The organism is Pseudomonas sp. PD9R (assembly GCF_019200975.1).
Taxonomy (GTDB): Bacteria; Pseudomonadota; Gammaproteobacteria; order Pseudomonadales; family Pseudomonadaceae; genus Aquipseudomonas.
On sequence record NZ_JAHTMR010000015.1, the window covers coordinates 60,991 to 86,803 of the forward strand.

25 protein-coding genes are annotated in these 25,813 nt (G+C 58.3%); 12 read left to right on the forward strand and 13 right to left on the reverse strand.

The window, feature by feature from the left end:
- Positions 1–168: 168 nt before the first annotated feature.
- A complete protein-coding gene (locus tag KUF73_RS24445) occupies positions 169–1,056 on the reverse strand; it encodes a LysR family transcriptional regulator (protein ID WP_218440569.1) in 888 nt (295 codons plus the stop codon).
- Positions 1,057–1,232: 176 nt separating this feature from the next.
- On the opposite strand from KUF73_RS24445, the gene KUF73_RS24450 reads away from it, so the two are divergent.
- From KUF73_RS24450 to KUF73_RS24485, 8 genes are all read left to right on the forward strand, one after another.
- A complete protein-coding gene (locus KUF73_RS24450) occupies positions 1,233–2,723 on the forward strand; it encodes an aldehyde dehydrogenase family protein (RefSeq protein WP_218440570.1) in 1,491 nt (496 codons plus the stop codon).
- Between the two features lie 152 nt (positions 2,724–2,875).
- Entirely contained in the window at positions 2,876–4,159 is a 1,284-nt protein-coding gene (locus KUF73_RS24455; RefSeq protein WP_218440571.1) for an FAD-binding oxidoreductase, read from the forward strand.
- 364 nt (positions 4,160–4,523) lie between these two features.
- Positions 4,524–5,657 (forward strand): ABC transporter substrate-binding protein, encoded by a 1,134-nt coding sequence (locus KUF73_RS24460; RefSeq protein WP_218440572.1) that lies wholly within the window; start codon positions 4,524–4,526, stop codon positions 5,655–5,657.
- Between the two features lie 268 nt (positions 5,658–5,925).
- Positions 5,926–6,840 carry a branched-chain amino acid ABC transporter permease LivH gene (locus tag KUF73_RS24465; RefSeq protein ID WP_218440573.1) on the forward strand — a complete coding sequence of 305 codons (915 nt, stop codon included), beginning with the start codon at positions 5,926–5,928 and terminating at the stop codon, positions 6,838–6,840.
- A gap of 3 nt (positions 6,841–6,843) precedes the next feature.
- Positions 6,844–8,127, forward strand: a complete 1,284-nt coding sequence (livM, locus tag KUF73_RS24470; RefSeq protein ID WP_218440574.1) for a high-affinity branched-chain amino acid ABC transporter permease LivM — start codon at positions 6,844–6,846, stop codon at positions 8,125–8,127.
- Positions 8,124–8,999, forward strand: coding sequence for an ABC transporter ATP-binding protein (locus tag KUF73_RS24475; protein WP_218440575.1), 876 nt, complete (start codon positions 8,124–8,126; stop codon positions 8,997–8,999). Before livM ends, KUF73_RS24475 begins: the two co-directional genes overlap by 4 nt.
- Positions 8,996–9,712 (forward strand): ABC transporter ATP-binding protein, encoded by a 717-nt coding sequence (locus KUF73_RS24480; RefSeq protein ID WP_218440576.1) that lies wholly within the window; start codon positions 8,996–8,998, stop codon positions 9,710–9,712. Before KUF73_RS24475 ends, KUF73_RS24480 begins: the two co-directional genes overlap by 4 nt.
- Positions 9,713–10,833: 1,121 nt before the next feature.
- Entirely contained in the window at positions 10,834–11,604 is a 771-nt protein-coding gene (locus KUF73_RS24485; RefSeq protein WP_218440577.1) for an SDR family oxidoreductase, read from the forward strand.
- Between the two features lie 119 nt (positions 11,605–11,723).
- Here the strand turns inward: KUF73_RS24485 and KUF73_RS24490 are convergent, their stop codons facing one another.
- The 7 genes from KUF73_RS24490 to KUF73_RS24520 form a co-directional block, all read right to left on the reverse strand.
- Positions 11,724–12,851 carry an AGE family epimerase/isomerase gene (locus KUF73_RS24490; protein WP_218440578.1) on the reverse strand — a complete coding sequence of 376 codons (1,128 nt, stop codon included), beginning with the start codon at positions 12,849–12,851 and terminating at the stop codon, positions 11,724–11,726.
- A gap of 199 nt (positions 12,852–13,050) precedes the next feature.
- The gene (locus KUF73_RS24495) at positions 13,051–13,623 is read right to left on the reverse strand and encodes a HupE/UreJ family protein (RefSeq protein ID WP_218440579.1); all 573 of its coding nucleotides are present in this window, start codon (positions 13,621–13,623) and stop codon (positions 13,051–13,053) included.
- A gap of 27 nt (positions 13,624–13,650) precedes the next feature.
- Positions 13,651–14,265 (reverse strand): urease accessory protein UreG, encoded by a 615-nt coding sequence (ureG, locus tag KUF73_RS24500; RefSeq protein ID WP_218440580.1) that lies wholly within the window; start codon positions 14,263–14,265, stop codon positions 13,651–13,653.
- 23 nt (positions 14,266–14,288) lie between these two features.
- The gene (locus KUF73_RS24505) at positions 14,289–14,963 is read right to left on the reverse strand and encodes an urease accessory protein UreF (protein WP_218440581.1); all 675 of its coding nucleotides are present in this window, start codon (positions 14,961–14,963) and stop codon (positions 14,289–14,291) included.
- Entirely contained in the window at positions 14,960–15,460 is a 501-nt protein-coding gene (gene ureE / locus KUF73_RS24510) for an urease accessory protein UreE (RefSeq protein ID WP_218440582.1), read from the reverse strand. Before ureE ends, KUF73_RS24505 begins: the two co-directional genes overlap by 4 nt.
- 222 nt (positions 15,461–15,682) lie before the next feature.
- Positions 15,683–16,315 (reverse strand): TetR family transcriptional regulator, encoded by a 633-nt coding sequence (locus tag KUF73_RS24515; protein WP_218440583.1) that lies wholly within the window; start codon positions 16,313–16,315, stop codon positions 15,683–15,685.
- Positions 16,316–16,486: 171 nt separating this feature from the next.
- Complete coding sequence (locus KUF73_RS24520; RefSeq protein ID WP_218440584.1) at positions 16,487–16,981, reverse strand: hypothetical protein; 495 nt, start codon at positions 16,979–16,981, stop codon at positions 16,487–16,489.
- Positions 16,982–17,368: 387 nt separating this feature from the next.
- Here KUF73_RS24520 and KUF73_RS24525 point away from each other — a divergent pair, with 387 nt between their 5' ends.
- Positions 17,369–19,438 carry an AsmA family protein gene (locus KUF73_RS24525; protein WP_218440585.1) on the forward strand — a complete coding sequence of 690 codons (2,070 nt, stop codon included), beginning with the start codon at positions 17,369–17,371 and terminating at the stop codon, positions 19,436–19,438.
- Positions 19,439–19,538: 100 nt separating this feature from the next.
- Here the strand turns inward: KUF73_RS24525 and KUF73_RS24530 are convergent, their stop codons facing one another.
- The 4 genes from KUF73_RS24530 to KUF73_RS24545 all read right to left on the reverse strand — a co-directional run bounded on the left by KUF73_RS24530 (position 19,539) and on the right by KUF73_RS24545 (position 22,756).
- Positions 19,539–20,198 carry a hypothetical protein gene (locus KUF73_RS24530; RefSeq protein WP_218440586.1) on the reverse strand — a complete coding sequence of 220 codons (660 nt, stop codon included), beginning with the start codon at positions 20,196–20,198 and terminating at the stop codon, positions 19,539–19,541.
- An 81-nt stretch (positions 20,199–20,279) separates the two neighbouring features.
- A complete protein-coding gene (locus tag KUF73_RS24535) occupies positions 20,280–21,041 on the reverse strand; it encodes a hypothetical protein (RefSeq protein ID WP_218440587.1) in 762 nt (253 codons plus the stop codon).
- Between the two features lie 177 nt (positions 21,042–21,218).
- A complete protein-coding gene (locus KUF73_RS24540) occupies positions 21,219–21,749 on the reverse strand; it encodes a bacterioferritin (RefSeq protein ID WP_218440588.1) in 531 nt (176 codons plus the stop codon).
- 92 nt (positions 21,750–21,841) lie between these two features.
- Positions 21,842–22,756 carry a LysR substrate-binding domain-containing protein gene (locus tag KUF73_RS24545; protein WP_218440589.1) on the reverse strand — a complete coding sequence of 305 codons (915 nt, stop codon included), beginning with the start codon at positions 22,754–22,756 and terminating at the stop codon, positions 21,842–21,844.
- A gap of 121 nt (positions 22,757–22,877) precedes the next feature.
- Here KUF73_RS24545 and KUF73_RS24550 point away from each other — a divergent pair, with 121 nt between their 5' ends.
- The 3 genes from KUF73_RS24550 (at position 22,878) to KUF73_RS24560 (ending at position 24,821) form a co-directional block, all read left to right on the forward strand.
- Positions 22,878–23,516 (forward strand): FMN-dependent NADH-azoreductase, encoded by a 639-nt coding sequence (locus KUF73_RS24550; RefSeq protein ID WP_218440590.1) that lies wholly within the window; start codon positions 22,878–22,880, stop codon positions 23,514–23,516.
- Positions 23,517–23,822 (forward strand): multidrug efflux SMR transporter, encoded by a 306-nt coding sequence (locus tag KUF73_RS24555; protein ID WP_218440591.1) that lies wholly within the window; start codon positions 23,517–23,519, stop codon positions 23,820–23,822.
- A 108-nt stretch (positions 23,823–23,930) separates the two neighbouring features.
- Positions 23,931–24,821: a triacylglycerol lipase gene (locus tag KUF73_RS24560; RefSeq protein WP_218440592.1), complete on the forward strand. Its 891-nt coding sequence runs from the start codon at positions 23,931–23,933 to the stop codon at positions 24,819–24,821.
- Positions 24,822–24,917: 96 nt separating this feature from the next.
- On the opposite strand, the gene KUF73_RS24565 is transcribed toward KUF73_RS24560, so the two are convergent.
- On the reverse strand, positions 24,918–25,805 hold the full coding sequence (locus tag KUF73_RS24565; protein ID WP_218440593.1) for a DMT family transporter: 888 nt from the start codon (positions 25,803–25,805) through the stop codon (positions 24,918–24,920).
- Positions 25,806–25,813: the final 8 nt, after the last annotated feature.

Consider the following 25,813-nt stretch of genomic DNA (forward strand, 5'->3'; position numbering starts at 1 on the left):
TAGTGGCGCATATCGATGATGGGTATTGCCAGCAATTTCTGCATTGACCCTGCAGGAGCTGTGTAGGAGCTGTGTAGGAGCTGTCGAGTGCAACGAGGCTGCGATCTTTTGATCTTGTTTTTAAAAATCAACATCAAAAGATCGCAGCCTCGCTTCGCTTGACAGCTCCTACACCTGCTCCAGCATCCACTTCACAAAATCGCGGACCTTCGGCACCTCCGCCGAATGCTCCGGATACGCCAGGTAATACGCATCGGTGCTGGGCATTGCATGCTGCCAGGGAATGACCAGTTTGCCGTCCGCCAGCTCTTCTTCCACCAGAAACCGCGGCAACAGCGCCACGCCGCAGCCGACCTGCGCTGCGCGGATGCACATATAGAAGGTTTCGAAGCGCGGGCCGTGGTAGCTGTGTTCGGTGTGGTAGCCCTGACTGTCGAACCAGTCATGCCAGGCCTGGGGACGGGAGGCGTTTTGCAGCAGGACCAGGTCAGTGAGTTGCGTTGGGTCGGTGAACGGCTCGGCGGGCAAACTGCCGGGGGCACAGACAGGCACCAGCTCTTCGCCAAACAGTTTCAGGCATTCGGTGCCGGGCCGTGAGCCCTGACCGAAATAGAACGCCAGGTCGCTACGCCCTTGCAGCAGATCATCGGCTTCCTGCTCGCTGCACAGGTCCAGGTGAATAGACGGATGACGCAGGCGCCAGCCCTTCAAGCGTGGCACCAGCCAGCGTGCGCCGAAGGTCGGTGGCGTCGAGACGCGCAGGACTTCGGTTTCGCCGCCGTAGGAACGCAGGTAATGGGTCGACATCTCGACCTGCGTAAGGATTTTTCGGACTTCGACCAGGTACAAATCGCCCGCCGGGGTCATTTGCAGACGTCGGCGTACCCGGCGAAACAGCAAGTGCTGCAACAACTCTTCGAGCTGCGCAACCTGTTTGCTGACGGCGCTCTGGGTCAGGTTCAACTCTTCGGCGGCCCGGGTAAAGCTCAGATGCCGGGTCACGGCTTCGAAACACTGCAGCGCAGCGATCGATGGCAAATAGCGTTTGTTCAGCATGGGCGATCCTTTGTTCTTGTCTCTTTATTGCCAACAATGCACAGCATGAATAAACGGAATGATATCTCTCTTAATGGTCGTTTGTTGAGTAACCTCCAGAGCGCTAAAACTACAGGTCTGATCAGCCGTGATTTTCCGGCTGCGCCCGTTCCGTTTTTTGCTTGAGGAGTAACCCCATGGTTGCCGCATTGCTTGATCGTCTTGGTGTGAACCCGGCCCTGTACCAGAACGGCAAAGTGCCGGTGCATTCGCCAATCGACGGCAGCCAGATCGCCGCTGTGAACTGGGAAGGTGCCGCTGAAGTCGAGCAGCACATCAGTCGCGCAGATCATGCGTTCGAACTGTGGCGCAAGGTACCGGCGCCACGTCGTGGCGAGCTGGTGCGTCAATTGGGCGACATCCTGCGTGAATACAAGGCCGATCTCGGTGAACTGGTTTCCTGGGAAGCCGGCAAGATCACTCAGGAAGGCCTGGGTGAAGTGCAGGAAATGATCGACATCTGCGACTTCGCGGTCGGTCTGTCCCGTCAGCTGTACGGCTTGACCATCGCTTCCGAGCGTCCGGGCCACCACATGCGTGAAACCTGGCACCCGCTGGGCGTCGTCGGTGTCATCAGTGCTTTCAACTTCCCTGTCGCGGTATGGGCCTGGAACACCACGTTGGCGCTGGTCTGCGGCAACCCGGTGATCTGGAAGCCGTCGGAAAAAACCCCGCTGACCGCACTGGCCTGCCAGGCACTGTTCGACCGCGTCCTGAAGAATTTCAGCGATGCGCCGCCGCACCTGAGTCAGGTCGTCATCGGCGGCCGCGATGCCGGCGAAGCACTGGTCGACGATCCGCGTGTTGCGCTGATCAGCGCCACCGGCAGCACCCGCATGGGCCGTGAAGTGGCGCCGAAAATCGCCGCACGTTTCGCCCGCAGTATTCTGGAGCTGGGCGGCAACAACGCCATGATCCTCGGCCCAAGCGCCGACCTGGACATGGCCGTTCGCGCCATCCTGTTCAGCGCCGTCGGCACCGCCGGCCAGCGTTGCACCACGTTGCGCCGCTTGATTGCTCACGATTCGGTGAAGGAAGAAATCGTCACCCGCCTCAAAGCCGCTTATTCCAAAGTGCGCATCGGTCACCCGCTGGAAGGCAACCTGATCGGCCCGCTGATCGACAAGCAAAGCTTCGAGAACATGCAAGATGCGCTGGAACAGGCATTGAGCGAAGGCGGCAAGGTGTTCGGTGGCAAGCGTCAGCTGGAAGATAAATTCCCGAACGCTTACTACGTTGCGCCAGCCATCGTCGAAATGCCGGAGCAGAGCGAAGTGGTCTGCCACGAAACTTTCGCGCCGATCCTGTACGTCGTCGGTTACAGCGATTTCCAGGAAGCCCTGCGTTTGAATAACGCTGTACCGCAAGGCTTGTCCTCGTGCATCTTCACCACCGACGTACGTGAAGCCGAACAGTTCATGTCGGCGGTGGGCAGCGATTGCGGCATCGCCAACGTCAACATTGGCCCGAGCGGTGCGGAAATCGGCGGTGCGTTCGGCGGCGAGAAAGAGACCGGCGGTGGTCGTGAATCCGGCTCCGATGCATGGCGCGGGTACATGCGCCGTCAGACCAACACCGTGAACTATTCGCTGGAGTTGCCGTTGGCGCAGGGTATTACGTTCGACTGATCGGTGATTCCCTGTAGGAGCGAGCTTGCTCGCGATGGTCGTCAACTATAACGCGTGTTTGCTGCTTAAACCCGTTGCCCTGACGTTTTTCGCGAGCAGGCTCGCTCCTACATTGATCTGTGTGTTGGTTAGGTTTCTGTTGGAGTCTGGCAATGCCGTTACGCGAAGAGTGTCTGTGGGAAAAACTGACGCCGCAAAGGCCCGACAACTCGGCGCTCAAAGGTGAAGTGAAAGTCGATGTTTGCGTCATCGGCGCCGGGTTTACGGGTCTGTCGGCGGCCGTGCATTTGCTGGAACAAGGTAAAACGGTTTGTGTGCTGGAAGCCCATCGCGCCGGGCATGGTGGCTCGGGACGCAACGTCGGGCTGGTGAATGCCGGGATGTGGATTCCACCGGACGAAATCGAAGCCGGGTTTGGCGAAGAAGTGGGCAGTCAGCTCAACCGCATGCTCGGTGCGGCGCCGTCCCTGGTGTTCAGCCTTGTGGACAAGTACAACATCGATTGCCAGTTACGCCGCGAAGGCACGCTGCACATGGCGCATAACGCCCGTGGTGAAGCGGATCTGCGCAGTCGAGAAGAGCAATGGAAACGCCGCGGTGCACCGGTGGAACTGCTGACCGGGCAGGCTTGCGAACAAGCCACGGGCACAAAAAAAATCGCCGCCGCGTTGCTTGATCGACGTGCTGGCACCCTCAACCCGATGGCCTACACCACGGGGCTGGGCAAAGCGGCCATCGGCCTTGGCGGTCAATTATTCGATCATTCCCCCGTCACCCGACTCGAACGTCAGGGCCAGCGCTGGTCGGTACAAACCGCCCAGGGTTCGGTATTGGCCGAGCAAGTGGTTATTGCGTCCAACGCTTACACCGAAGGCGACTGGACTGAACTGCGGCGTAATTTCTTCCCCGGTTACTACTACCAAGTGGCCTCTGTGCCGCTGACTGAAGACGCCGCGCAGCAAATTCTGCCCGGTGGCCAGGGCTCTTGGGACACCCGTCAGGTGCTCAGCAGTATTCGCCGCGATAAAGACGGACGTTTGTTGCTTGGCAGCCTGGGGAATGGCAATCAAAAACCGGCCTGGTTCCTCAAAGCCTGGGCCGACCGCGTTCAGCAGCATTACTTCCCCTACCTCAAACCGGTGGAATGGGAGTGCACGTGGACCGGTTGCATCGCGTTTACCCCCGATCATTTGATGCGCCTGTTCGAACCGGCGCCCGGTTTAGTGGCAGTCACCGGTTACAACGGTCGGGGCGTGACCACGGGCACAGTAGTCGGCAAGGCTTTCGCCGATTACCTGTGTAACGGAAATCCTCAAGCGCTACCGATTCCCTTCGCCCCGATGCAGCCATTGGCCGGGGTGGGGTTGCGCAGTTGTCTGTACGAGGCGGGGTTTTCGCTGTATCACGCGGGCCAGTGCCTGCGGATCGTGATCTGATTGTTGAAATTTGTTGCTGGAAGCGGCGCTTTTCGGCGCAGCGACTAGCCTGTAATGGTGCGGGTTGTAGCAGTCCCGCACCAGCAGTGTGCAGTTCGGTGACGCACGTTGTTACAGGCTGGTTGCACGCCGTTTGGTACCACGGTTGCAATGATGGCGCAGGAGGGTTGCGCCTCAAAAAATAAATGGTTTCACCTTCCGCGGTTTAGACGGTTGCACGCTCAATGAAAATGGGCCCGAAACAGTCGAAATAACAATAAAGCAGCGACTTTTTTCAGAATAAAAAACCGATGGCACAACACTTGCTCTGAGCATTCAGTGAAGTCGCAGTGCCAATTAAAAAAAAACCTTGGAGCACCACCTCATGTCCCAGACGTTTTACAAGAAAGGCTTTCTGGCCCTCGCAGTGGCAACTGCGTTGGGTGTTTCTGCGTTTGCTCAAGCTGATGTGAAAATCGGTGTAGCGGGTCCAATGACGGGCGCCAACGCAGCATTTGGCGAGCAGTACATGAAGGGTGCACAGGCAGCAGCCGATGCGGTCAACGCAGCGGGCGGCGTCAACGGGGAAAAAATCGTACTGGTCAAGGGCGATGACGCCTGCGAACCGAAACAGGCTGTGACGGTCGCCAAGGACCTGACCAACCAGAAAGTAGCCGGCGTGGTCGGTCACTTCTGCTCCTCGTCGACTATCCCGGCTTCCGAGATCTACGACGAAGCGGGCATCATCGCAATCACTCCAGGCTCCACCAACCCACAGGTTACCGAACGCGGCCTGAGCGCCATGTTCCGTATGTGCGGTCGTGACGACCAGCAAGGCATCGTCGCCGGCGACTACATCGTCGACGTGCTCAAGGGCAAGAAAGTCGCGGTCATCCACGACAAAGACACCTACGGCCAAGGCCTGGCAGATGCCACCAAGGCTCAGTTGATCAAACGCGGCGTGACCCCGGTGATCTACGAAGGTCTGACCCGTGGTGAAAAAGACTTCAGCGCCCTGGTCACCAAGATCCGCGCCGCTGGCGCCGACGTCGTGTACTTCGGCGGTCTGCACCCGGAAGCAGGTCCACTGGTTAAACAACTGCGTACCGAAGGCCTGAAAGACGTGAAATTCATGTCCGACGACGGCATCGTGACCGACGAACTGGTGACCACTGCCGGTGGCCCGCAATACGTCGACGGCGTGCTGATGACCTTCGGCGCCGACCCACGCCTGCTGCCAGATAGCAAGACCGTAGTAGATGCTTTCCGCAAGGCCGGCACCGAGCCTGAAGGCTACACCCTGTACGCCTACGCTTCGGTCCAGACGCTGGCTGCAGCTTTCAACGGTGCCAAGTCCAACAAGGGCGAAGACGCTGCCAAATGGCTGAAAGCACACCCGGTCAAAACCGTGATGGGCGAGAAGACCTGGGATGCCAAGGGCGACCTGAAAGTCTCCGACTACGTGGTTTACCAGTGGGACAAGGACGGCAAATACCACCAGCTGGAAAAACAGAAGTGATATGAGCGTGTGACTGATCTGTGGCGAGGGAGCTTGCTCGCGCTGGGTCGCGAAGCGTCCCCAAAAACAGGACTGCTACGCAGTCCAGCGGGAGCAAGCTCCCTCGCCACAAAGATTGTGTTCACCGTTAGTTAGCTGACTGGCACCTGCCAGAAGGCACGTCTGTCTTTTCTCGTAGAGCTGCACACAACCGTGTTGCGTCGGCGGCTGAACCCCGGTCTGTCGCTCCCGGCTTCTGTGCAGTCTCTCAAATGCGTGAGATTGCGTTATGGATGGTATTTTCCTGCAGCAACTGGTCAACGGCCTGACCCTCGGGTCGGTCTATGGCCTGATCGCCATCGGCTACACAATGGTCTATGGCATCATCGGCATGATCAACTTCGCCCACGGCGAGGTTTACATGATTTCCGCTTACCTCGCGGCAATCAGTCTGGCTCTGCTGGCATACTTCGGTATTGAATCCTTCCCTCTGCTGATGCTTGGCACCCTGGTCTTCACCATCGTCGTTACGGCGGTGTATGGCTGGGTCATCGAGCGTGTCGCCTACAAACCGCTACGCAACTCCACACGACTGGCACCGCTGATCAGCGCCATCGGCATTTCGCTGATCTTGCAAAACTATGCACAGATCGCTCAGGGCGCGAAGCAACAAGGCGTTCCTACATTGCTTACCGGCGCCTGGCGCGTCGAGGTCGGCACAGGGTTTGTGCAACTGACCTACACCAAGATTTTCATCCTGGTTGCAGCGTTTGCCGGGATGGCCCTGCTGACCTACGTCATCAAGTACACCAAGCTCGGCCGCATGTGCCGCGCTACCCAGCAAGACCGCAAGATGGCCTCGATCCTCGGGATCAACACTGATCGCGTGATTTCCTACGTGTTCATCATTGGTGCAGCGATGGCGGCTTTGGCCGGCGTACTGATCACCATGAACTACGGCACGTTCGACTTTTATGCCGGCTTCGTCATCGGCATCAAGGCGTTCACCGCAGCGGTACTTGGCGGGATCGGCTCACTGCCTGGCGCCATGCTCGGCGGGATCATTCTCGGGATTTCCGAGTCGCTGTTCTCTGGTCTGGTCAACTCGGACTACAAAGACGTTTTCAGCTTCTCGCTGCTGGTTCTCGTTCTGGTCTTTCGGCCTCAAGGCCTGCTCGGCCGTCCTCTTGTGTCGAAGGTGTAAGCGATGTCTTCAACCACCAAAAAAACCATTGATATCAAAAAAAGTCTGGTTGACGCGATTCTTGCCGGCCTTATTGCCCTGATTGTGTTCGGGCCGATTGTCGGCATCGTTCTCGATGGCTACGGCTTCAACCTGGAAACCACCCGGGTGGCCTGGATTGTCGCCATTGTCATGGCCGGTCGCTTTGCCTTGAGCCTGTTCCTGCAAACCCCCAAGGGCCTGAGAATCCTCGAAGGTTTTGAAACCACCGGTTCCGGTGTTCATGTGCTGCCGCCCGATTACAAATCGCGGCTGCGCTGGATCATCCCGCTGATGATCGTCATTGCCGTGGTGTTCCCGTTTTTCTCCAACTCCTACCTGCTGGGCGTGGTCATCCTCGGGCTGATCTACGTGCTGCTGGGCCTCGGGCTGAACATCGTGGTCGGCCTGGCCGGTCTGCTCGACCTGGGTTACGTGGCGTTCTACGCCATCGGCGCTTACGGGCTGGCACTCGGTTATCAATACCTGGGATTGGGTTTCTGGACGGTGCTGCCGCTGGCGGCGATCACGGCCGGGTTGGCCGGTTGCATCCTCGGTTTCCCGGTGCTGCGTCTGCACGGTGACTACCTGGCGATCGTGACCCTGGGCTTCGGTGAAATCATCCGCCTGATCCTCAATAACTGGTTGTCCCTGACCGGCGGCCCGAACGGCATGCCGGCACCGTTGCCGACCTTCTTCGGTCTGGAGTTCGGCAAGAGGGCGAAGGACGGCGGAGTGCCGTTCCATGAGTTTTTCGGCATCGCCTACAACCCGGACGTGAAGTATTACTTCATCTACGCAGTGTTGTTCATGGTGGTTCTGGCTGTGCTGTACATCAAGCACCGCCTGACCCGCATGCCTGTCGGCCGTGCGTGGGAAGCGCTGCGTGAAGACGAGATCGCCTGCCGCTCCATGGGTCTGAACCATGTACTGGTCAAGCTCTCGGCATTCACCATCGGTGCTTCGACTGCCGGTCTGGCCGGTGTGTTCTTCGCCACGTATCAAGGCTTCGTGAACCCGACCTCGTTCACCTTCTTCGAATCGGCCCTCATCCTCGCCATCGTGGTGCTCGGCGGCATGGGCTCGACCATCGGCGTGGTGATTGCGGCGTTCGTATTGACCGTGGCCCCGGAGCTACTGCGTGGCTTTGCCGAATACCGCGTTCTGCTGTTCGGCATCCTGATGGTGTTGATGATGATTTGGCGACCGCGCGGCCTGATTCGGATCAGCCGTACCGGTGTGACCCCGCGTAAAGGAGTAGCGCCATGAGCGAAGTCGTACTCTCGGTCGAGAAGCTGATGATGCACTTCGGCGGCATCAAGGCGTTGAACGATGTCAGCCTGCAGGTCAAACGCAACTCGATCTTCGCCCTGATCGGCCCTAACGGTGCCGGCAAAACCACGGTGTTCAACTGCCTGACCGGTTTCTACAAAGCCTCCGGCGGCAAGATCGAACTCAATGTGCGTGGCGAGAAAACCAACGTCATCAAGCTGCTGGGCGAATCGTTCAAACCGACCGATTTCGTCTCGCCCAAGTCGTTCGCCAGTCGGCTGTTCTACAAGGCGTTCGGCGGCACTCACCTGGTGAACCGTGCCGGGCTGGCGCGGACCTTCCAGAACATTCGCCTGTTCAAGGAAATGTCGGTGCTGGAAAACCTGCTGGTGGCCCAACACATGTGGGTCAACCGCAACATGCTGGCCGGCATCCTCAACACCAAGGGTTATCGCAAGGCTGAAAGCGATGCGCTGGACCATGCGTTCTACTGGCTGGAAGTGGTGGACCTGGTGGACTGCGCCAACCGTCTGGCCGGTGAACTGTCCTACGGCCAGCAACGTCGTCTGGAAATCGCCCGGGCCATGTGCACCCGGCCGCAGATCATCTGCCTCGACGAACCGGCCGCCGGCCTCAACCCTCAGGAAACCGAAGCGCTGAGCGCGATGATCCGGCTGCTGCGCGACGAGCACGATCTGACCGTGGTGCTGATCGAACACGACATGGGCATGGTAATGAGTATTTCCGACCACATCGTGGTGCTGGACCACGGCGTCGTCATCGCCGAGGGTGGCCCCGACGCGATCCGTAACGACCCGAAAGTGATTGCCGCCTACCTGGGCGCCGATGAAGAGGAAGTTGCGCTATGAGCCAACCCATCCTCGAACTCAAGGAACTGGACGTGTTCTACGGGCCGATCCAGGCCCTGAAGAAAGTCTCGCTGCACATCAACGAAGGTGAAACCGTCAGCCTCATCGGTTCCAACGGCGCCGGCAAGTCGACCCTGTTGATGTCGATCTTCGGTCAGCCAAGGGCGGCGGACGGGCAGATCATCTATCAAGGTGTGGACATCACCCACAAGTCGTCGCACTACATCGCCTCCAACGGCATCGCACAGTCGCCGGAAGGCCGGCGGGTATTCCCCGACATGACCGTCGAGGAAAACCTGCTGATGGGCACCATCCCGATCGGTGACAAGTATGCCAAGGAAGACATGCAGCGCATGTTCGAGCTGTTCCCGCGGCTCGAAGAGCGGCGTACCCAGCGGGCCATGACCATGTCCGGCGGCGAACAGCAAATGCTCGCCATCGCCCGTGCGCTGATGAGCCGGCCGAAACTGCTGTTGCTCGACGAGCCGAGCCTTGGTTTGGCACCAATCGTGGTGAAGCAGATCTTCGCCACCTTGCGTGAACTGGCCAAAACCGGCATGACCATCTTCCTGGTCGAGCAGAACGCCAACCATGCGCTCAGGCTGTCGGATCGGGCGTATGTAATGGTCAACGGTGAAATACGCATGACGGGTACTGGCAAGGAGTTGCTGGTCAACGAGGATGTGCGTAACGCCTATCTCGGCGGGCACTAAACCTTAGCGTCAAATAAAAACGCCCTGACAAAATCAGGGCGTTTTTTTTGCGCCCACAATCCTGTAGGAGCTGGTAGGAGCTGGTAGGAGCTGGTAGGAGCTGGTAGGAGCTGGTAGGAGCTGTCGAGTGAAACGAGGCTGCGATCTTTTGACTTTGAATTTAAAGATCAAGATCAAGATCAAGATCAAGACTGTCTCTTATACACATCTCCGAGCCCACGAGACGCNGTCTCGTGGGCTCGGAGCTGGTAGGAGCTGGTAGGAGCTGGTAGGAGCTGGTAGGAGCTGTCGAGTGAAACGAGGCTGCGATCTTTTGACTTTGAATTTAAAGATCAAGATCAAGATCAAGATCAAGATCAAGATCAAGATCAAGATCAAAAGATCGCAGCCTCGTTTCACTCGACAGCTCCTACATAGGGGTTGGATTTGCGACAAAGAAAAATTGTGGAAAACAATATTCGCAACCTCGCAAAGCGCGACATAAAGCCGCTGCAAATAGTTGTTTTGTCACGGTTTTGACTTGTCCCCGTTTGCTGTGGAGCTGGCTGTGAATAACGTGGGAGTAGCTGGCTGAAGGCCTTTGAATACGCGGCCTGCAGCCCTGTGGTTATTTTTTGATCATGCGTTTTTGCGTAGCCTGGACGCGGCATTGTCAACCTTTTTATTGGCGACGAAATCGGATCGAAACGGGCTGGGCAAGCCTGTGGATAAGTCTGTGGTTAAACTCTGGAAAGACTCGGGTGAAGGCCGTAGTTACTGGCTTGGCGCCATCGTTGGTTTGATCGCCAGGTCGAGTAATTTGCCCTCTGCTACACAGCCGACCTGTGAGGGTCAAGCGAAAAAGTTTTAAAAACCCTCGCAAAGCCTTGTGGATAGCGGCTTTCAGCTTTTCCACTTGCCCCCAAAGACTGTGGATCGGCCTGTGGATAACGTGCGCGCACATGGCTGCAAGCCACGGCCAATGTGGCTTCCACAGGCATGATCATTTTTTGCACAAAATCCCCATGCACTCGACAGCTTCTACACAGGGAACATGGTTGCCCATGGAGGCCGGGCCGGGCATGCTGCCTGCTGATCTACTATTCCAATGGCTGCCGATCAGCCGAAGCAAGGAGAACACGATGTCCAACACCCTGTTTATTACCGGCGCGACCTCCGGTTTTGGTGAAGCCTGTGCCCGTCGTTTTGCCGAGGCCGGCTGGAAACTGGTGCTGACCGGCCGTCGTGAAGATCGCCTCGATGCGCTGTGTGCCGAGCTGTCGAAGCAGACCGAAGTGCATGGCCTGGTACTCGATGTGCGTGACCGCAAGGCCATGGAAGAAGCCATTGCCAACCTTCCACCGTCCTTCGCCAAACTGCGCGGGCTGATCAACAACGCGGGCCTGGCCCTGGGCGTTGACCCTGCGCCCAAGTGCGATCTGGACGATTGGGACACCATGGTCGACACCAACATCAAAGGCCTGATGTACAGCACTCGATTGCTGTTGCCGCGCCTGATCGCCCACGGCCGTGGTGCCGGGATCGTCAACCTGGGTTCCATTGCCGGCAGTTATCCGTACCCGGGCAGCCACGTGTATGGCGCGAGCAAGGCGTTCGTCAAACAGTTCTCCCTGAACCTGCGCTGCGACCTGCAAGGTACAGGCGTGCGGGTCAGCAACATCGAGCCGGGTCTGTGTGAGAGCGAGTTCTCGCTGGTGCGTTTTGCTGGCGATCAGGAGCGCTACAACGCGACCTACGCCGGTGCCGAGCCGATCCAGCCGCAAGACATCGCCGACACCATTTTCTGGGTCCTCAATGCCCCGGCACACATCAACATCAACAGCCTGGAACTGATGCCAGTGAGCCAGACCTGGGCCGGGTTTGCCATTGATCGCAGTGGTGGCAAGGCGTAATACCGCCTAACGGCCATTCGCGGGCAAGCCTCGCTCCTACAGGATTGTTGTCCGATCGTAATGATGCGAACGACGCACTACTGTAGGAGCGAGGCTTGCCCGCGAAGGCATTTTGTCAGTCAGCAAAGATACTCGGCCAACCCGCGATAACAGGTCGCCAGGTGATAAGGCGTGGTCGATGGCATGTCCTGGCGGCTCACTTCACCGTGCTCATCACGGCACTCATACCAGCCGCGTGCATGCAGGGAGCGCTGCTGTAACGTTTGCAGTTGGCGCAATACCGAGCTTTCGCTGTCCGGGCGCAGCGTCAATGCGCGCAAGTACTCGGCCTGTGCCCAAATGCGCTGGGTGGCATCCTTCGAATGCCCATCCAGAGTGAGCATCGCTCGCACGGCTCCCGTGTGCTGATCGACGCCCAGTTGCTCGGTGTACGAGAACGCCTGTTCCAGCGATGCATGCAGTTTCGAGTCGCGCAACAACCCGGAAGACTCCAGCAGGAAATACCACTCGAACTGGTGTCCCGGTTCAAACCAGTTATCCACAGACCCAAGTGGTTTCTCCATCAACACACTGTGCTGCGGATCGATAAAGCGTTTCTGCATGGCTGTGCATAACTCGACCAGCGCACGCTGCACGGCGAGGTCTTCACGTACCGACTGTGTGGCGAGGAAGGCTTCGGCCAGGTGCATCAGCGGGTTTTGCAGCGGCCCGCTACTGAGCGATGACCAGTCCCGGTCGAGGATAGCGTCGTAGAGACCATCACCCGTGGAAAAGCGCCGTGCGATCACTTCCAGGGCGGCATTAAGCACCGACTCCACCAGCGGCTCGCGGACCTTGTCCCAGTAATGAGCGCACGCGAACAGGATGAAGGCGTGAGTGTAGAGGTCTTTACGCTGATCCAATGGCGCCCCGTGCGGGTCGATGCTGTAAAACCAGCCACCGTGCTCGGCGTCGTGAAAATGCCGCTGCAGGGAACGGAACAGCGCCGCCGCACGCTCTTCGGCATCCGGCACCTGACCAATCAGGCTGGCAAACAGATAAAGCTGCCGCGCGCAGGCCATGGCTCGGTAGCGCTGAGGAGGCAGCGGCTGATGCTCCGCGTCCAGCGCCTCATAGGGCAGCGCCATGTCGGCATTCCAGCCGGGGCCTTGCCAGAGTGGCACGATCACGTCCTGAAAGTGCTGTTGCACCGAGGTGAACAGGGCGGTCAGTTCAGGCTGGGAGGCGGAGCTGGAAATATGCGGCATTGGCTGGCGTCGTCACGGCAGGGGCGATTGCGCGACATGGTAGCAGAGAGGCCGGCCATAGAGATGTGGTGTCAGTTACGCGGCCTTCGCGGGCAAGCCTCGCTCTTACAGAATTTGTGTCGGACAGAAATAATGCGCACGACACATAACCTGTAGGAGCGAGGCTTGCCCGCGAAGAGGCCAGACCATGCAATAAAAATCAGCCCGCCAACAACCACACGCCAGTCGCCGCGGAAGCAGCACCCGCCAGTCGAACCAACGGCGCAGCCGCCTGAGGCAGCACTCGCACCACCGCATAACCGGCCGCATGCAACGCCGCCGTCGCCGCCACAAACCCGGCGGCATATGCCCAAGGGCTCGACATGTCCGGCAGCTCCAGACCATGAGCGACACCATGGAACAGCGCAAACAACGCCGTCGCACCCATCGCCACGCTCAACGGCGGGCGCACCGCCAACGCTACCGCCAGGCCCAGTGCCAGCACCGACGCCGCGATCCCGCTCTCCAGCGCTGGCAATTCCAGCCCTTCAAAACCCAGCAGCCCGCCGATCAGCAGGGTGCCGACGAATGTGCACGGCAGCGCCCAGCGCGCGGCGCCTTTCTGCTGTGCTGCCCACAGACCGACTGCCAGCATCGCCAGCAAATGGTCGAGGCCACCGATTGGGTGACTGATGCCGGCGATCAAACCGTTGTCGCCGTGCCCCGGATGAGCGAAGGCGATGGCCGGGGTCAGTAGCAGTGCGACGATGCCGAGAATGCGTTTAAGTGTCATGAACAGTCTTCCTTGTGAATAAGTGAATCAGGCCGCAGTCAGCAGCCCCTGGCGTTCGATGAAGGCGATGATTTCTTCCAGGCCCTGGCCGGTTTTCTGGTTGCTGAACACGAATGGCTTGCCGTTGCGCATGCGCGTGGTGTCGCTGTCCATCAACGTCAGCGAGGCACCCACCAGCGGCGCGAGGTCGATTTTGTTGATTACCAGCAGATCGGATTTGCAGATCCCCGGCCCGCCCTTGCGCGGCAACTTGTCGCCGGCCGAAACATCGATCACGTAAATGGTCAGGTCCGACAGTTCCGGGCTGAAGGTCGCCGACAGGTTGTCGCCGCCGGACTCCACCAGAATCAGGTCCAGGCCTGGAAAGCGCCTGTTCAATTGGTCAACGGCTTCGAGGTTGATCGAGGCGTCTTCGCGAATCGCGGTGTGCGGGCAGCCACCGGTTTCAACGCCGATGATGCGTTCCGGTGCCAAGGCTTTATTGCGCACCAGGAAGTCGGCGTCTTCGCGGGTATAGATGTCGTTCGTCACCACCGCCAGGTTGTAGCGGTCGCGCAGGGCCAGGCACAGGGCCAGGGTCAGGGCGGTTTTGCCGGAACCGACCGGGCCGCCGATGCCGACGCGCAGAGGTTGTGTGTTCATGTGATTCTCCAAAATAACAGGCCCTAGGAACGGAACAGACGGCTGTACTGGCGCTCGTGGGCCATACACGCCAGGGACAGGCCGAAAGCAGCGCTGCCATAGTGTTCGGGATTGATTCGGGTGGCGTTTTGCTGGGCTTGCTGTAACAGCGGCAGCAATTGGCTGGTCAGGCGTTGGGCGGCTTGTTGGCCCAGCGGCAAGGTTTTCATCAGCACCGCCAATTGGTTTTCCAGCCAACTCCAGAGCCACGCGGCTAGCGCGTCTTGTGGGCTGATTTGCCAGGCACGAGCAGCCAATGCCCAGCCCAGTGCCAGATGCGGTTCGGGGCGTTGTTCGAGAAAGGCGCGGGCCGGCGCATCGAGTTCCGGCAAGCCATTGAGCAATTGCTGCAGGGAGTAGCCCATCTGCCGGCTCTCTTGATGCAATTCGCGGGTTTCCCGGCTGGCGCGGTGCTCTTCGCAAACTTGCAGTAGTTCACTCCAGTTTTCCTCGGCGGCAGCCACACAATGGGCGAGCAGCAGCGGTGCTTCGAAGCGGGCCAGGTTCAGTAGCAGCTGATCGCTGATCCAGCGCCGAGCGCTGTCAGGATCGTGGACGCGACCATTCTCCACCGCCATTTCCAGGCCTTGGGAATAGCTGTAGCCACCTATCGGCAACTGCGGACTGGCCAGACGCAGTAGCGCCCAGGCAGGGTTCATGGACGTACGCCGAACTGGTGCAATTTCGGTGGGTAGTTGAAGTCTTCGTCACCGTGACGCGAATGGTGATGACCACCGCCGTAAGCCCCGTGTTCAGGCTGGAACGGCGCTTCGATGTTTTCAGTGGTAGCGCCGAGTTGTTCAAGCATCGCCTTGAGCACGTAATCATCAAGCAGGCGCAGCCAGCCGTCGCCAACTTGCAGGGCCACATGGCGATTGCCCAGGTGATAGGCGGCGCGGGTCAGTTCGAAGGCATTGGCGCAGGTGACGTGCAGCAGTTGTTCGGGACGGGCGCAGACGCGGACGATGCGCCCGTCTTCAGCCTGCAGGCATTCGCCGTCATGAAGAGGCGATTGACCGCGCTCCAAAAACAACCCGACGTCTTCACCCTCGGCACTGAAACAGCGCAAGCGGCTTTTACTCCGGGCTTCGAAGGTCAGGTGCAACTCGGCGGCCCAGACGGGTTGAGGGTCGATTCTGCGATGAATCACCAGCATCGGAAAGCTTCCAGCAGTGGACAATGCTGAGGCTAGAGCAAGGGGCTTGCCAATCGGGAGAAGTGTAGGAAATGCCTGTCGGAAGCGTAGGGCGAGGCTCAAAATGGTGCCGTAATTTGGTGCGCTGGAATGTAGGCTGCACCAATTTGTGACGCACAAAAAAGATCGCAGCCTTCGGCGGCTCCTGTAGGAGCTGCTGAAGGCTGCGATCTTTTAAAAGCGTCACTCGGTACTGCCGAGCCCCTGCCAGTGCTTGAGGCCAATAAAGATGAACCGCAATTGCTGGGTAATCTTCGCCTGAGGCGTCAAATGCTCAGGCAACGCCTCGGCCGGTGGGTCGATGATGTCCGGCAGGGTGGCGAACACGCTTTTAACGATCAGGTCGGCCATGACACTGAGGCCGGCGATGTCCAGATGTTGAAGTTTCGGCATCAATGAGAGGTCGGCCGCCAGGTCCGAGCTGATGTTCTCGCGCAAACGCCCAATGGCCAGGCGCACCGGCAGCGATCCGCCGTACTGCTCGCGGGCCAGAAACAGGAATTGCGAGCGATTGGCCGAGACCACGTCGAGAAAAATCCGCACTGACGCATCGATAATGCCGCCCATGACGAACTCGTTGTGCCGCACCAACCGGATGGTTTCGCGGAAGGTCTGGCCGACCTCGCTCACCAATACCAGGCCCAGTTCGTCCATATCGGCGAAGTGCCGGTAGAAACCAGTGGGCACGATCCCGGCGGTTTTCGCCACTTCGCGCAGGCTCAGGCTGCCGAATCCACGGCCGCCTTCCATCAAATGGCGGGCAGCGTCCATCAGGGCGTTACGGGTGAGTTGCTTCTGTTCGGCGCGGGGCAGCATCGCAAGGGTGTTTTCTGAGAAGGGACAGCGGCGCACTCTAGCAAATCGGCTTTGTTGGCGTCGAACGGTGTGAGGAGATCAAGCGGGGAGTGGCGACGTCTATTAAGTGAACAGCCAAAAAGTCAAAAGCCCAATCCGGTGATTGGGCTTTTTTTCAGGGCGGCCATGGGCTTAGCTCATAGCGCTGTTGCGTTCGATTACACGGTCACCACCGCCTTCGGCAAGGGTTTGGCCAGGGGTGCGATCGGAACCATCAGCAGCCAGAGTTTGACCAGGGGTGCGATCGGAACCATCAGCAGCCAGGGTTTGACCAGGAGTGCGGTCGGAACCATCAGCAGCCAGGGTTTGGCCAGGGGTGCGATCAGAACCATCAGCAGCCAAAGTTTGGCCAGGAGTGCGATCGGAACCATCAGCGGCAACAGTTTGACCTTGTGGAGTTTGGTCATAGCCGTCTTCAGTGATCAGGCCTTTTTCTTTCAGGCGATCGTTACCACCTTCGGCCAGGGTTTGGCCTGGAGTACGGTCGGAACCATCGGCAGCGACGGTTTGGCTGAACACCGAGTGAGCGTCTTTTACTTGAGGAGTGGCTTGGTCAGCGGCCGGCAATGCAAAGGCAGTGCTGGCCAGCATAGAGAGGGTAAGGCTAAGCAGAAGTTGGCGTTTCATGATCGGGTGCTCCGTAGGAGGGCGATAAAGTGGGTACGAGTGCAATGCTACTCTCGATAAGTCGATATAAAAGTTCATAAACGCAATGTTAATAATCAACGGAATTGATTGTTCTCGGCGAAGGCTCTAAACCGGGCGTTTCCGGCGGGTGCTTTTGCACTGAGGTGGGTATTTTCGACTCACTCATGCCACACAAAAGTGCGGGGCCGGTAACGTTCGATGGGAAGAGAGGGCGGCGTTCGGCGGGTTGATTGCGTCAAAATCGGTCTTTGGATTAAACCTGCAGCGCATTTTCCAGTCGTAGATTCCATAGCGGGCCGATTCTGGCCCCGCATTTCTTATGTGCGTCGCAGTCCGGGCGCTCAGTCGTATCAGGAGCCCTGTGCAATGACGCGCACTCGTAAAATTCTCGCCTGGACCTTCACCTGCCTTGTTGTCCTGCTGGCCGTGCTGGTGCTGATCATCGTGTTCTTCGACTGGAACCGGATCAAACCGCCTCTCAACGCCAAAGTCTCTGAAGAGCTGCACCGCCCGTTCGCGATCAATGGCAACCTGGCCGTGATTTGGCGACGCGAACTCGACGAGGGTGGCTGGCGCGCCTGGGTGCCATGGCCGCATGTGGTGGCTGAAGACTTGAGCCTGGGCAATCCGGACTGGTCGAAGACGCCGCAGATGGCCAGCCTCAAGCGTGTCGAGTTACGAATCTCGCCTTTGGCCTTGCTCGCGCAGCGTGTGGTCATCCCGCGCATCGACCTCACCGAGCCCAATGCCGAGCTGCAACGCCTGGCCGACGGTCGCGCCAACTGGATCTTCAAGTTCGACCCGAAAGACCCGAACGCTGAACCTTCACCATGGGTGATCGATATCGGTGCGATCGGCTTCGACAAGGGCCACGTCACCCTTGATGACCAGAGCCTGAAAACCCAGCTCGACCTGCTGATTGACCCGTTGGGCAAACCGATTCCGTTCAGCGAGATCGTCGGTGACAAAGCAGCGAAAGCCGCATTGGAGCAGGGCACTGCGCCCCAGGACTACGCGTTCGCTCTTAAAGTCAAAGGCCAGTACCACGGCCAAAAACTCGCGGGCCAAGGCAAGATCGGCGGCCTGCTGGCGCCGCAGGATGCGGCCAGGCCGTTTCCGCTTCAGGCTCAAGTGCAAATCGCCGACACCCGCGTCGAATTGGCCGGCACCCTGATCGATCCGATGAACCTCGGTGCCCTGGATCTGCGCCTGAGACTGTCCGGCACCAGCCTGGGCAATCTGTACCCACTGACCGGCGTGACCTTGCCGGACACGCCGCCCTATTCCACCGACGGTCATTTAATCGCCAAGCTGCATGAACCCGGTGGCGCGGTGTTCCGTTACGAAGCGTTCAACGGCAAGATCGGCGAGAGCGATATCCATGGCAGCCTGGCTTATGTCGCCAGCCAACCTCGCCCCAAACTCAGCGGCTCGCTGCTTTCCAATCAACTGCTATTCGCCGACCTCGCCCCACTGATCGGTGCCGACTCCAACGCCAAGCAAAAGGCCCGTGGCGGCGAGAGCAAGCAACCGGCGGATAAAGTGCTGCCGGTCGAAGAGTTCAAGACTGAGCGCTGGCGCGATATGGACGCCGATGTCGAGTTCACCGGCAAGCGCATCGTCCACAGCGAAAAACTGCCGTTCAGCGATCTCTACACGCATTTGGTGCTCACCGATGGCGTGCTCAGTCTTGAGCCGCTGCGGTTCGGTGTGGCGGGCGGCAAGCTCGATGCGCAGATTCGCCTCAACGGTCAAACCGAGCCATTGGATGGCAAAGCCAAACTCACCGCGCGCGGCTTCAAGCTCAAGCAGTTGTTCCCGACCTTCGAGCCGATGAAAACCAGCTTCGGCGAGCTCAATGGCGATGCCGATATCAGCGGGCGCGGCAACTCCGTGGCTAAATTGCTGGGCAGCGCCAATGGCAATCTGAAAATGCTGATCAACGACGGCGCCATCAGCCGCGAGTTGATGGAGCTGGCCGGGTTGAACGTTGGTAACTATGTGGTCGGGCGGATCTTTGGTGACAAGGAAGTGAAGATCAACTGCGCCGCCGCCGACTTCGACATCAAGTCCGGTCTCGCCACCACGCGCCTGTTCGTCTTCGATACCGAGAACGCCATCATCTATATCGACGGCACGGCAAACATGGCCACTGAGCAACTGGACCTGACCGTCACCCCCGAGTCCAAAGGTTGGCGCCTGATTTCATTGCGTTCGCCTTTGTACGTGCGGGGCAAGTTCATCAAACCTGATGCCGGTGTGAAGGCTGTGCCACTGATGTTGCGCGGGGCCGGGATGGTCGCTTTGGGCGTGATTGCCGCACCGGCGGCGGGTTTGCTGGCGCTGGTGGCACCCAGCGGCGGCGAGCCGAATCAGTGCGCGCCGTTGCTGGAGCAAATGAAGGCGGGTAAGGCGCCAAAGACGGTGAAAAACTGAAAGCCTGCGGCTGCCGAAGCAATGGAGGCTGTAGGGCTCCTTGCGTTGAATGATGGCAACCGCAGTGTTTTCAGCCCGTTGTTGAATAGGTCGAGTTTGTCTAAAGGATGTGAAACAGGCAGGTTTGAGGCTTGCTTCCAAGCTTGCCAATAACCTGGTCCCGGATTTTGGTGTACTTGTCTTCCGACAAATAGGTTGCCCACACCACGGTTTCAATGTCACCCAGAATGATCTTTTCGGAGAGCGGATGTTTAAGGACGGAAATACCTACGGCGCGATGGGTCTCGAACGATATTTGAAGTGAAATGATTTTCTTATCTTCGCAAACCAGCGTCAGCAATGTGCTCACTGTGAACGTGGGCGCTTCATCGTGGGCGGGTGCATTTTGCCTTTGAATCCTGCTCATGAGCGCTTCACTGGCAGGGGAGTCACTGGGTAATTGAGTGATCGCTGAGAGTGCGTTACTCAGTTGCTGTAAGCGGTCCTTTTGTATTATTTCAGGCAACGCTGTGGATGCGATGTTCAAGAGGCTGGAGGGCCGCTTGGGATAGTTTGACACTTTGGCTTTACTGAGCGCCCAGTAAAATTTTCCTAGCGTGGTTATATACGATGACAGCCAAGTGTTTGGAGAGATGTCGGCAACTAGCTGCCCTAGGAGGCTGGAGTGCAAAATGTCTTTTTTGAATGATTCGGAGTGAGCGCCAAAAAAAATCGTGATATTGCCATCTACTACGTATGTGTCGGACGCGAATGATTCCATATAGTCCTCGAACCCATTAAGTAAATTAATTTTGGAATTGGGGCTGCAGAGCAGCCACAATTCTAATTCGACAGTGTTGGCTTATTGGAAGCCGGGGATGTCATCGAGGAGGTCCTCGGCGGCGTTCCCTAATTTCTCAAGTACCTTGTTTCGAATTCGTCCATAGACTTGAGTGTTGAGATAAACCGGCGTTGCCTGCGATTTTACAGCGGTCGATTTTGTGGTTGATTTCCACCAGAGAATCCCTCGAGTACTTTCCCTGACATCCACAGTGGCGCAACTAAGAATCATCATTGGGGAGCCTTCCCTGGTTTGCCAGACCGGAGAAATATCGAATGTCGCTTCATAACCCTTTTGGGCACTACGATTATAAATTTGGATCAGTCCATCGTTACCTTTGACGCCTTCCACAGCTTTCCCGGCGAGCGCGGCCAAGCGGGGCGCGTTGGCGCCCACCAGGCTCTGAAGTATGTCAAAGGCCACAGCATCCATTGTCAGACCGGCTCTTTGAATAACCTTGTTCTGCGCGTGAAGTTTCTGAAGCGTCCACCCGAGAGTACTCAGGCCATTGGTGTAGTACTCGTACCATTGATGCAGTTCTTTGACCATGTCGTATTTTTGTGATGCGGCGTTTTGCATGAGCAATTTGCAGGCGTTGACATCATCACGGTTTTGTTCTGTTACGCCAGGTTCGAAAATGTTAATCATGTCCGGGCCGGCCGTGGCGCTTTCTTTGTTTGGGTCAATTGGCTTATCTATGGAGAAAGCTCTGACGACTGGCTTGGTTTGGATGGGGAGGGCCGGCAGGGAGTCGAGAAATTCAAGTCGTTGTTCAATATGCATTGTGATAGTCCTTTAAAAGTTGTGGTCAGACTTCTTGTCTGTGGATTTAATATAAATAACTTGCGCGGCAAGTCTAGCGAGCGTTTGTAACTGGGTGCTGGTAATTGCTGGTGGGTTTAATAAGCGGGCAATAAAAAACTTTATGGCAACCCTGGTTGCCATAAAGTTTGTTTGTTATTACAGGTCCTTTAAAATATCCGCCATATCATCCGCGTGCTCTTCTTCCTGCGCCAGAATATCTTCAAATATCCGTCGGGTTGTCGGATCTTTTTCACCGATGTATTGAATGATTTCGCGGTAGCTGTCGATGGCAATACGCTCGGCGACCAGATCTTCGTAGACCATTTCTTTGAGTGAATTGCCGGCTACGTACTGAGCGTGGGAGTTTTTCGACAGCAAGTCAGGGTCGAATTCCGGTTCTCCGCCGAGTTGCACGATGCGTTCGGCCAACCGATCGGCGTGTTGGGCTTCCTGGGTCGCGTGCTCGAGGAATTCGTCGGCCGCGACGTGGGCTTTCAGGCCGTTGGCCATGAAGTAGTGGCGCTTGTATCGCAATACGCAGACCAGTTCGGTGGCCAACGACTCGTTGAGCAAGCGCAGGACTTCTTCGCGGTCGGCGCTATAGCTTTCCGTCACCGCGCCGTTCTCGACGTTCTGTCGGGCGCGTTCGCGAAGGGTAGTTACATCGGTCAAGTGCATGTCACTCATCTCAATCTCCTGGAGGCTAATCCGGTGGGCGTCGCGTCTCTGGGGGGCGTGATCGCTACTTAAGGTGTGAGTGAGCCACCTGGCGAAAAGTTTTATCGGGTGTTCGATCTCGGCAATAGACCCGACAACCCGGCTTCCTCCTGCAACCACGAAAAAAACGCCCGAACCGGCGGATGCCGCTCGCGACCCGGCACGCACAACGCGCTGTATCCAGCGCCCTCCACCTGCACATCACCGCGATACGCCTTCAGCAATCCGCTGGCCACGCTCTCGGACACCAGGATATTGCTTGCCAGCACCAAGCCTTGCCCGGCAATCGCCGCTTGCAGGGCGTAATGCTCCTCGTCGTATTCACGCACCGCTGGCTGGCCAGTCAGCCAGGTTTCGCCGGACTGTTCGCACCAGGCCTTCCAACCATGGGCATAGAGTTTGGAGTTGTGCCAGCGCACGCTGATCAGCGTCGGTACGCGACGGCTCGCCGAAGCCACTTGGTCCGGTGAACCGTAAACACCGAAGGATTCGTCGAACAGGCACAAGCCGTAGAGGTTCGGATAGTCATCAAGGCTATAGCGCACCACCAGGTCGACGCTGGCATCCTGATGCAAGTCGATGACCTCGCAATGAGTATCGAGGCGCAGGCTGATGTTCGGGTGGCGGGCGTAGAAGCGTCCAAGGCGTGGCACCAGCCACAGGGCGGCGAAAGCGGCGGTGGTAGAGATCGTCAGGCTCGCGCCGCTGCGTTGCGGGCGCAAGGTGTCGACGCTTTGCGCCACGTCCAGAAACGCACCGTGCAGGCTGTGGAACAGCCGTTCGCCACACTCGGTCAGGCGCACTTGTCGGGGCAGGCGCTCGAACAATGGCACGCCGAGCCAGGTTTCCAGTGAGCGGATCTGATGGGACACCGCCGTTGGCGTTACCGAGAGTTCTGCGGCGGCGGCCTTGAAACTCAGCAAGCGTGAAGCGGATTCAAACGCACGCAGGGCGGTCAACGGTAACGAGGCAAACATTCAAGGCTCCATGGGTGAAATGAATTCATTCAAGCTGATTTTTGCTCAGTTGAAGAGGGACAGCTACTCGCTTCAGGCTGCAAGCCACAAGCGTTTTGAGTTTAGTCCCCAGGAGATTCAGATGAGTAAAATTCTTGCTGTTCATGCCAGCCCCCGTGGTGAGCGTTCGCACTCCCGGCGTTTGGCTGAAGTATTTCTGTCGGCCTTGCAGGCCCGAAATCCACAATCGCGCCTGACGCGCCGCGAAGTCGGGCGGGCGCTGATTCCGCCGGTCAATGAGGCGTTCGTGGCGGCCGCGTTTTATCCCGAGCCAGAAGCACGGCCGTTGTCGATGCAAGCCGATCTTGCCTTTAGCGACGCGCTGGTCGGCGAGTTGCTGAACCATGATTTGCTGGTGATCTCCACGCCGATGCACAACTTCAGTGTGCCCAGTGGCCTCAAGGCCTGGATCGATCAGATCGTGCGGCTCGGGCTGACGTTCAACCACACGCTGGACAACGGAGTGGCGCAGTACGAACCGCTGGTGCAGGGCAAAAAAGCGCTGATCATCACCAGTCGCGGCGGCTTCGGGTTTGGCCCGGGCGGTGAACTGGAGACCATGAACCATGCCGATAAATTGTTGCGCACGGTGTTGGGTTTCATTGGCATCACCGACGTCACCGTAGTCGCCGCCGAGGGCGAAGAGTCCGAGGCACGCACCTTCGAAGTCTCCGTCGCCGAGGCTGAACAGCGCCTGCTTGCGCTGGCCAGGGCGTTTTAGATGGCCTGGCTGTTTTTGCTGATCGCCGCCGGTTTCGAGGTCACGTTCGCCATGGGCATGAAGTACGCCGAAGGCTTCACCCGGCCCTGGCCATCGCTGATCACCGTCGTGGCGGCGGTGGGTGGCATTTACTTCCTGACCCTGGCGATGCGCGAGTTGCCGGTGAGCATCGCCTACCCGATCTGGACCGCCATCGGTTCACTGGGCACGGTGTTTCTCGGTTTTGCATTGCTAGGTGAAAGCCTGACTGCGGTCAAGTTACTGTCGGTCGGGCTGATCGTGGCCGGCGTGGTGGGCCTGAAGTAGGGCGGATGACCTAGACTGCTCGTCGAGTTGTCACGTTCGCAGCCGATACTTGGCGGATGTCTTGCATCTCGCCTTGCGTCACTTCACCGACCACAAGGATGTCCGCCCATGTCGCAAGGTTCGGCCACGCGTTACCCGTTGGTGTTGGTCCCGGGCATGCTCGGGTTTATTCGTCTGGTGCTGTATCCGTACTGGTACGGGATCGTTTCGGCGCTGCGCCAGGGGGGTGCGGTGGTGTTTGCGGTGCAGGTCTCGCCGCTCAACTCCAGCGAAGTGCGCGGTGAGCAACTGCTGGCGCGGATCGAAGAGATCCTGCGCGAGACAGGTGCCGCGAAGGTCAACCTGATCGGCCATAGCCAAGGCTCGCTGACCGCCCGGTATGCGGCGGCCAAACGCCCGGATCTTGTTGCTTCGGTGACATCGGTGGCTGGGCCGAATCACGGTTCGGAACTGGCGGACTACCTGCACAAGCACTATCCCCATGACAGTGTCAGTGGCCGCTTGCTGAGCGTTCTGCTGCGCATGGTCGGCGCGCTGATGTGCCTGCTGGACACTGGGTATCACGGGCCGCGGCTGCCGGTGGATATCCATGCGTCCCATCATTCACTTACCACCGAAGGCGTGGCGCTGTTCAATCAACGTTATCCACAGGGTCTGCCGGAAATCTGGGGCGGGCATGGGCCGGAAGAGGTCAATGGCGTGCGTTATTACTCGTGGTCCGGGACCTTGCAGCCGGGGAAAACCGATCGTGGTCGTAACCTGCTTGATGGCACCAACCGCAGTTGTCGATTGTTCGCCAAAACCTTTGTCCGGGAAGTCGGGCATTGCGATGGAATGGTCGGGCGCTATAGCTCGCATCTGGGGACGGTGATTGGCGATGAGTATCCGCTGGATCACTTCGACATCGTCAATCAGTCGTTGGGGTTGGTGGGGAAGGGGGCAGAGCCGATTCGGTTGTTTGTCGAGCATGCGGCTCGGTTGAGGGTCGCAGGTTTATAAGATCAAAATCAAAAGATCGCAGCCTTCGGCAGCTCCTACAGGGGAATGCGTTCCAAATGTAGGAGCTGCCGAAGGCTGCGATCTTTTAGCTATGCGTCAGGCAACGCTGACCTTGCGGCCCAACACCGTGGTCCAGCGCTCGGAAAGAATCACCCCACCCAACGTCAACATCCCGCCCACCAGGTGATACATCGCCAACTGCTCATGCAGCACCACCGCCGCAATCAGCGCGGTGATCAACGGCAACAAATTGAAAAACAGCGTGGTCCGGCTCGGTCCCAAACGCACCACGGCCTGCATCCAGGCCAATGGCGCAATCATCGAGGCCAGCAGGCAGGCGTACAGCACCAGCGGAATGTTTTGCCGGGTCAGGCCGGTTTTCGCGGAAACCAGAAACAACGGAAACAACACCACCACCGCCACCAGCACCTGCAAATACAGCAACACCAACGGTGGCAAACGCAGCTGCCATTTTTTAAGCAGGGTGCTGTAGATCGCATAAGCCAGGGAGGCGATCAGCATCATCGCGTCGCCCAGATTCACCCCATGATCCAGCAGCACGCCCAGGCTGCCGGACGAGACCACCACCAACACGCCGGCAAACGACAACACCGCACCGGCCAGTGCACCGAGGGTCAGGCGTTGACCGAGGCTGACGATCGCCATGGCCAGCGACATCAACGGCATCAGCGACAGGATGATGCCCATATTGGTGGCCGAGGTCAGGCTCGCGGCGAAGTACGCCAGGCTTTGGTAGACCGCCATACCCAGCACACCGAGAACGAAAATCTTGCCCAGGTTCGGGCGGATCGCCGGCCAGTGGGCGATCACCGGTTTGAGCATGAAAGGCGTGAACAACAATCCGGCGAGCAGCCAGCGGTAAAAACCGATCTCGGCCGGGAAGATCGCCCCAGCCGACATTTTGGTGATCACGGTGTTGCCGGCCCAGAGAAAAATGGCCAGCAAGGGATAAGCGTATTGCATCGGGAAAA